Annotated in this window: 1 pseudogene; it reads left to right on the top strand. The window is 73.6% G+C overall.

Annotated elements, in window-relative coordinates:
- Positions 1-2,481: pseudogene (locus tag QQK25_RS22655) on the top strand (cyclic beta 1-2 glucan synthetase); the annotation flags it as partial.

Below are 2,481 nucleotides of genomic sequence, written 5' to 3'. Positions count from 1 at the left end.
CTGCGTCCGGGCCTCGTCCGGCGCATCGGCCGCGCCGCTGCCCACGCGCCCCTGTGGCTCTACCTGGGCGGCATCGCCGTCATCACCCTGCTGGTGGCGGGCGGCCTGTCGGGCCTCGCGCTGGCCGACGGGCTGCCCGTGTGGGCGCTGGCCCCGGCCGGGTTGCTCGCGGTGATGGTGGCCAGCCAGCTGGCGGTGTCACTGGTCAACTGGGCCGCCACCCTGCTGGTCAAGCCGCATCCCCTGCCGCGGATGGATTTCTCCCGGGGCATACCGGCGCCCTGCCGCACCCTGGTGGTGGTGCCCACCATGCTCGGCAGCGAAGCGGGGGTGGATGGCCTCCTCGAAGCCCTCGAAGTGCGCTTCCTGGCCAACCGCGATCCCCACCTGCACTTCGGGCTCCTCACCGACTTCCTCGACGCCGCCGACGAGACCCTGCCCACCGACGCCCCGCTGGTGGCCCGCGCCCGGGCCGGCATCGACGCCCTCAACGCCACCTACGCCACCCCGGCCAGCGACGTGTTCTTCCTGTTCCACCGCCCGCGCCGCTGGAACCCCCAGGAGCAGGCCTGGATGGGCGCCGAGCGCAAGCGCGGCAAGCTCGCCGACCTCAACGCCCTGCTGCGCGGCTTTGCCGGCGACGCCTTTGCGCTGGTGGCCGGCGACACCACCATTCTCGGCGGGGTGAAGTACGTCATCACCCTCGACACCGACACCCAGCTCCCGCGGGATGCGGCGCGGCAGTTCGTCGGCGCCATGGCCCACCCCCTCAACCAGCCGGTCTACGACGAGCGGGCAGGGCGGGTGGTGGCCGGCTACGGCATCCTCCAGCCGCGGGTCGGCATCAGTCTGCCGGGGGCCAACCGCTCCCGCTACGCCCGGCTCCACGCCGGCGAGGCGGGCATCGACCCCTACACCCGCGCGGTGTCCGACGTATATCAGGACGTGTTCGGCGAAGGCTCCTTCATCGGCAAGGGCATCTACGACGTGGACGCCTTCGAGGCGGCGCTGGGCGAGCGCTTTCCCGACAACCGCATCCTCAGTCACGACCTCCTCGAAGGCTGCTACGCCCGCGCCGGCCTGCTCAGCGACGGCCTGCTGTACGAGGACTACCCGGCCCGCTACGCGGTGGACGTGACCCGCCGCTACCGCTGGATCCGCGGCGACTGGCAGCTCGCCGGATGGCTGCTGCGCCACGTGCCGTGCCTGTGCGACGACGGCGGCGGCCCCCACCGACAGCCCAACCCCCTGTCGGCCCTGTCTCAGTGGAAGCTCGCGGACAACCTCCGGCGCAGCCTCGTGCCCCCGGCCCTGCTGGCCCTGCTGGTGCTCGGCTGGGCCACCCTGGATCGGCCCGGGCTGTGGACCGGGCTCGTCGTCGGCATCCTGATCCTCCCCGCCCTGTGCGCCGTGCTGCTCGATCTGCTGAAGAAGCCCAAGGACAGCGTGCTGCGCCAGCACCTGGCCGCCGTGGCCCATGGCGCCGGCCAGCGTGCCGCCCAGCTCGGCTTCGCGTTCGCCTGCCTGCCCTTCGAGGCCGGCTTCAGCCTCGACGCCATCGGTCGCACCCTGTGGCGGCTGGGCGTCAGCCACCGGCGCCTGCTCGAATGGTGCCCGTCGAGCGAGGTCGAGCGGAAAGCCCCCGCCCACGACGACCTGCCCGGCGCCTTCCGGACCATGGCCACCGCGCCCCTCGCCGTGGTGGCGATCACCACCGGCCTCGTCGCCCTGGCGCCGGGGGCGCTGCCCGCCGCCGTGCCGGTGCTCCTGCTGTGGCTGGCCTCGCCGGCCATCGCCTGGTGGCTCGGCCGGCCCATCGCCCCCCGCGCGGTGAGCCTCAGCATCGACCAGACCCTCTTCCTGCGCGGCATGGCCCGGCGGACCTGGGCCTACTTCGACACCTTCGTCGGGCCCGCCGACCACTGGCTGCCGCCCGACAACTTCCAGGAATACCGCGTCGCCTCGGTGGCCCACCGCACCTCGCCCACCAACATGGGGCTGGCCCTGCTGGCCAACCTGGCCGCCTGCGATTTCGGCTACATCCTCGCCGGCCCGCTGCTGGCGCGCACCACCCGGACCCTCGACAGCATGGCGCGCCTGCCCCGCTACCGCGGGCACTTCTACAACTGGTACGACACCCGCAGCCTCGAACCCCTCGCCCCCGCCTACGTATCGACGGTGGATAGCGGCAACCTCGCCGGCCACCTGCTCACCCTGCGGGCGGGCCTGGGCGAACTGCCGGACGACCCCGTCGTGCCGGCCCACCTGTTCGACGGGCTGGCCGACACCGTGCACATCCTCGCCGCCGCCATCGGCAGCGACGCCGACGAGCGGCTCGCCTCCTGCTGGCGGGCCCTGGAGAGCGCCTCCGTGGCCCAGCCGGCGAGCCTGCCGGCGGTGCGCCTCATCCTCGAGGGGCTGGCCGGCTGCGCCGCCAACGTGCTGGTGCAGACCGCCGGGCAGCCCGACACCGGCGCCGAA

Origin of the sequence: Zoogloea oryzae, from assembly GCF_030161255.1 — a bacterium.
GTDB lineage: Bacteria > Pseudomonadota > Gammaproteobacteria > Burkholderiales > Rhodocyclaceae > Zoogloea > Zoogloea oryzae.
The sequence above is the reverse complement of the archived record's forward strand: the minus strand, read 5'-3'. Positions and strand labels throughout refer to the sequence as shown.